General features: G+C 32.8%; 4 protein-coding genes. 1 reads left to right on the top strand and 3 read right to left on the bottom strand.

Annotated elements, in window-relative coordinates; all coding sequences use genetic code 11:
* Window positions 1-143: 143 nt before the first annotated feature.
* Window positions 144-434, bottom strand: coding sequence for a putative quinol monooxygenase (locus VFS71_RS13945; RefSeq protein ID WP_326401983.1), 291 nt, complete (start codon window positions 432-434; stop codon window positions 144-146).
* 2 nt (window positions 435-436) lie between these two features.
* Window positions 437-1,030 (bottom strand): NAD(P)H-dependent oxidoreductase, encoded by a 594-nt coding sequence (locus VFS71_RS13940; RefSeq protein ID WP_326401981.1) that lies wholly within the window; start codon window positions 1,028-1,030, stop codon window positions 437-439.
* A 102-nt stretch (window positions 1,031-1,132) separates the two neighbouring features.
* Here VFS71_RS13940 and VFS71_RS13935 point away from each other — a divergent pair, with 102 nt between their 5' ends.
* Window positions 1,133-2,026, top strand: coding sequence for a LysR family transcriptional regulator (locus VFS71_RS13935; RefSeq protein ID WP_326401980.1), 894 nt, complete (start codon window positions 1,133-1,135; stop codon window positions 2,024-2,026).
* A 98-nt stretch (window positions 2,027-2,124) separates the two neighbouring features.
* On the opposite strand, the gene secDF is transcribed toward VFS71_RS13935, so the two are convergent.
* Window positions 2,125-4,962: protein translocase subunit SecDF (gene secDF, locus VFS71_RS13930; RefSeq protein WP_326401978.1), on the bottom strand; the 2,838-nt coding region annotated here is incomplete at its 5' end.

The following is a 4,962-nucleotide window of genomic DNA, read 5'->3' as shown; positions in this document are numbered from 1 at the left end:
TATCAACTGGACAATGGTTGAGTATTCCGTTTATAATAGTGGGTTTATATTTTGTAATTACTGCAAAGAAGACCACTGAAATATAAATTGAATTTTATTTAATTATAAAAATAGCCACTGAAATTCAGTGGCTATTTTTTTTACTAACCAATCTTTGAAGTCGTAAAAACTGTTATTTTTTCTTCTAAAAAAAGTTCAGAAGCCTCATTAAATTTCAAAAAATGAGATTGTTTTTTATGCAAATCAAGCCCTTCATTATTTTTCCAAACTTCGTGAAGAATGAATACATCAGGATCTTCTATATTTTGATGTAAATCATACTGAAGACAGGCGGCTTCCTTCTTAGAATTCCTCGATAACTCAACCAAGATAGCTTTCAATTCTTCTCTACATTCAGATTTACTTTTGATAATAACTGTCAAATTTATTTCCATAATTAGTTCAAAAATAATTGAGTCAAATGATTTCTATACATCTCTAAATCACTATCCACGTTAGCTCCTTTCATAACATCATGAAAATGTAAGCTTTCTAAAGGCTTCATCCCCGTAAAAGCATTCATTCTGTGAAATCCAAATAACACTCCATCGTCAACACTTGTTTCTCCAAAGAACTCACCTGGTAATGTAAAAGCTTCTTTCGGTGCATTCCAAGAAGAAGTGACCAAGTATTTTCTCCCGTGCAACATGCCTCCTGTACCGTAATTGATTGCAGGATTTTTAGAAGAGCGCCCGTCACTTTTGTAAATACCATTATCATGACCTTCGGTAAAAACGACATCTATGTATTTCTTGAAAGCATGTGGCAATTGGAACCACCAAATCGGCGTATGATAAATAATTACATCCGCCCAAACAAATTTTTCCACTTCCTGAGCTGGATCAAACTCATCGTTCACATCAGTGCTTTTTACTTCAAAATTTTTATTATTTAAAAAAAAATCAGCAGTCGCATTAGCTATTGTTTGATTAAATCTTCCACCTGAATGTCCGAACTTTTGCCCCCCATTTATTATAAATATCTTTTTCATATTGTTTTATATTAATTTGATAGTGCAAATTTACAACCTACAAACCCATTATTAAAATAACATAATTTATACATTTGCATCATAATTATAATACTTATTAAAATGGTAAATCTAGAATGGTATAGAACTTTCAAATATATTTACAAAACTGGCACCCTAACCGGTGCAGCAGATGCATTATTTATTTCACAACCTGGGGTTAGTTTGCATTTGAGTTCACTAGAAAGTTACGTTGGATATAAATTATTCGACAGAACAAGCAGAAAAATGATTCCTACCGAAAAAGGAAAAGTGCTCTATAATTTTATAACAGATGCATTATCAAAATTAGAAGAAGCAGAAAAAAACTTCCAGCGCAGTACAGAAAAAAACACACCAACAATTAGCATTGGAATGTGTTTTGAAACCTTCCAGATTACTTTAGAACCATATTTGGCAACCTTTCCATTTAATGTGATTATCCAATTTGGAGAATATCCAGAAATGATTGAGAATCTAGACAAAGGAATTTTAGATTTAATCATTACTCCACAAATGATTGTAAAGAACACTATAGATTACCAAGCCTTTTCTTCAGAAACAATAGTTCTTATAGGTGGCAACGAAACAGATTCAGATGCTTTTGACACATTAAAAAAACAAAATGACTTAGAAGCAATAGAACTGTGGCTAAAACAACAAAGATGGTATGGAACTACTGGAGACATGGAGCATTTAAGACGTTTTTGGCAACTTAATTTTAATAAATATGCAGATTTTAGACCAAACTATATTGTTCCAAATTTAAACTCCATAGTGCGCTGCCTAAGCAACAGCAGTGGCTTGGCGGTAATTCCGAATTTCTTGTGTAAAACAGAACTCGAAAGTGGAAAAATAAAGCTATTGTGGCAAGGAAAAACTCCTTTGACAAACACTCTCTATTTCGCAAACAAAAAGAAAAGCATCTATACAGATGAAATACAATTAATAAAAGAGACCTTTATGAAAATAATGTAACTAGAATTATACTCAGAAAACAAAAGATATTTCAATAAAAAGCAAAAAAAAGATTCAACTTTCGTTGAATCTTTTTTTAAAATATATGATTACTATTTCTAGGCTTCCACTTCCTGATGTTTAACTTCTACTTCATGCTTCTCATCTTTAGAGATGGTATCAACCAATACTGGAGTTGCAATAAACAATGAAGAATAAGTACCAATAATAATACCAATAAGCATTGCAAAGATAAATCCTCTGATAGACTCTCCACCGAAAATAAACATGATTAACAATACAAAAATCATCGTCAAAGAAGTATTGATTGTTCTCGACATTGTAGAGTTAATAGATTTGTTTACAATTTCAGAGAACGAACCTTTTGTTTTACCATCCAAGAACTCACGTACTCTGTCATATACAATTACGGTATCATTCATAGAATAACCAATAACAGTCAAGATAGCCGCAATAAAGTGTTGGTCAATCTCCATACCGAAAGGCATGTATTTCCAAAGCAATGAATAAACTCCTAATACGAAGATAACATCATGCGCTACCGCAGCAATAGCACCTAAACTATATTGCCATTTTCTGAAACTGATTACTAAATATAAACCTACAATAAGCATTGCTCCTAATACAGCCCAGTATGCATTTGTTTTAATATCTTCTGCTACAGTTGGTCCAACTTTTGATGCTTGTACAACACCTAACTTTTTACCTTCATAAGCATTTATAAATTTATCGTAAGTCATTCCTGAAGCATAATGCTTTTTCAAACTTTCGAATAATTTTTTATTTACATCTTCGTCAGCAGCACTACCTGTCTCCTGAATCTTATACTTAGTTGTAATTTTCAACTGATTATCTTCACCAAATATTTTAACCTCAGCACTACCAAATACAGCAGTTAATTCTTCTTTAACCAACTCAGGCTCCATTGACTTTTCGAAACGAACTTGGAAAGTTCTTCCTCCAACAAAATCGACACCTTGATCAAAACCGTGAGTTGCAATAGATGCAATACTTACAATAGTTACAATAATAGAGAAAAGGTAAGTCCATTTTTTAATTCCTAAGAAATCAAAATGAAAGTTAGTAAAGAAATTTTTAGAAAATTTAGTTACAAAAGATAAATCATTTTTACCTGCAATATTTTTGTCAATAAAAATTCTAGCAATAAAGATAGATGTAAACAAAGAGGTAATGATACCAATTAATAAAGTAGTAGCAAATCCTTTGATTGGTCCAGATCCAAAGATAAACAATACGGCACCAGTCAAGATGTGAGTTACGTTTGCATCAACGATAGAACGCATAGCACCTGTCCAACTATAAGAAGCTTTTACAGCTTCATCCAAAGTTTTACCAGATCTTAATTCCTCTTTTGCTCTTTCATAAATAATGATATTCGCATCAACTGCAGTACCCATTGTTAAAACGATACCTGCAATACCCGGCAATGTAAGTACAGCACCTAAGCTAGCCAAAATTCCAAACATAAATAATAAGTTGACTGCTAAAGCAATATTTGCATACCAACCAGCTTTACCATAATAGATCATCATCCAAAGAGATACCAAAAGCAATCCAATTACTGCAGAATTAGTACCATTATCAATAGCTTCCTGACCTAAGGATGGACCTACAACTTCAGACTGGATTATTTCAGCAGCAGCCGGTAATTTACCTGCTCTCAATACATTCGCTAAATCTTTAGTCTCTGTAACATCAAACTGTCCAGAAATCTCAGATCTTCCTCCTGCAATCGGTCCACTTGAAACACCTGGTGCAGAATATACAATATCATCAAGAACGATAGCGATATTACTTTTTTGAGTATAAGCTCTTCCTGTTAATTCTTCCCATTCTTTTGCTCCTACGTTATTCATTTGCATAGAAACAGCTGGTTTACCCATTTGATCAAAAGTATCGCTAGCGTCAGTTACAACACCACCACCCATTGAAGCAACATTATCTCTGTTTCCTTTTAATGCATACAACTCAACAACTTCAACCTCTTTTTCTTTAGCATCTTTAATTGTAGTTGGTTTCCCCCATACAAATTTTGCATAACGTTGTTCACCTGCCAATAAAATTCTGATATCTGCTCTTTTGAAGTAAGAATTGATTGTAGCAGTATCTTTTGGAGAGAAAAGACCTAAAACTGGTCCGCCACCTTGAGCAACAATTTTGTCAATAATAGGATTATTTCCTTTTTTAGTAGCAGTAGAATCTTTTCCATCAGTCAATAATGCACTTAATGAATCTTTTGCTACAGCTTTAGTTTCAACTTTAGCGATTTCAGTTTTTTTCAAAGCTTCGTTAGCAGCCATGATGAAATTACCAATTTCTTCAACTTTATAAGTTTCCCAGAACTCTAATTGAGCAGTACTTTGCAATAATTTTTTGATTCTGTCAATATCTTTAGCACCTGGAAGCTCCACAAGGATTTGTCCAGACTCCCCTAATTTTTGAATATTAGGCTGAGTAACACCAAATTTATCGATACGTTTTCTCAATACTCCAAAAGCACTTTCAACAGATTCATCAACTTTTCTTTTGATTACTTTTTGTACTTGAGCATCTGTCATTTGAAAAGTAACTCCACCTTCACCTTGCAAACTTCTGTTGGCAAAAATATCTGGTGACGCTAATTTCACTGAACCTTTAGAATTAGCTTCAAAAGCTTCAAAAAATGCATCAATATAAGCTTGATTTCCTTTTTTATTTGCAGTGGCATCCGCCAAAGATTTATTAAAAACTGGATTTTTCGAATTATTTGATAATCCTTTCAAAATGTCTTTAACAGAGATTTGAAGAGTCACATTGATTCCTCCTTCTAAGTCAAGTCCTTTGTTGATTTGTTTATCTTTTACTTCATTGAAAGTAAAATCGGTAAAACCTAAGCTAATCACTTTTTCTTTACCAATTGAATACAAATATTTTAC

The organism is Flavobacterium sp. (assembly GCF_035760125.1).
GTDB lineage: Bacteria > Bacteroidota > Bacteroidia > Flavobacteriales > Flavobacteriaceae > Flavobacterium.
The sequence above is the reverse complement of the archived record's forward strand: the minus strand, read 5'-3'. Positions and strand labels throughout refer to the sequence as shown.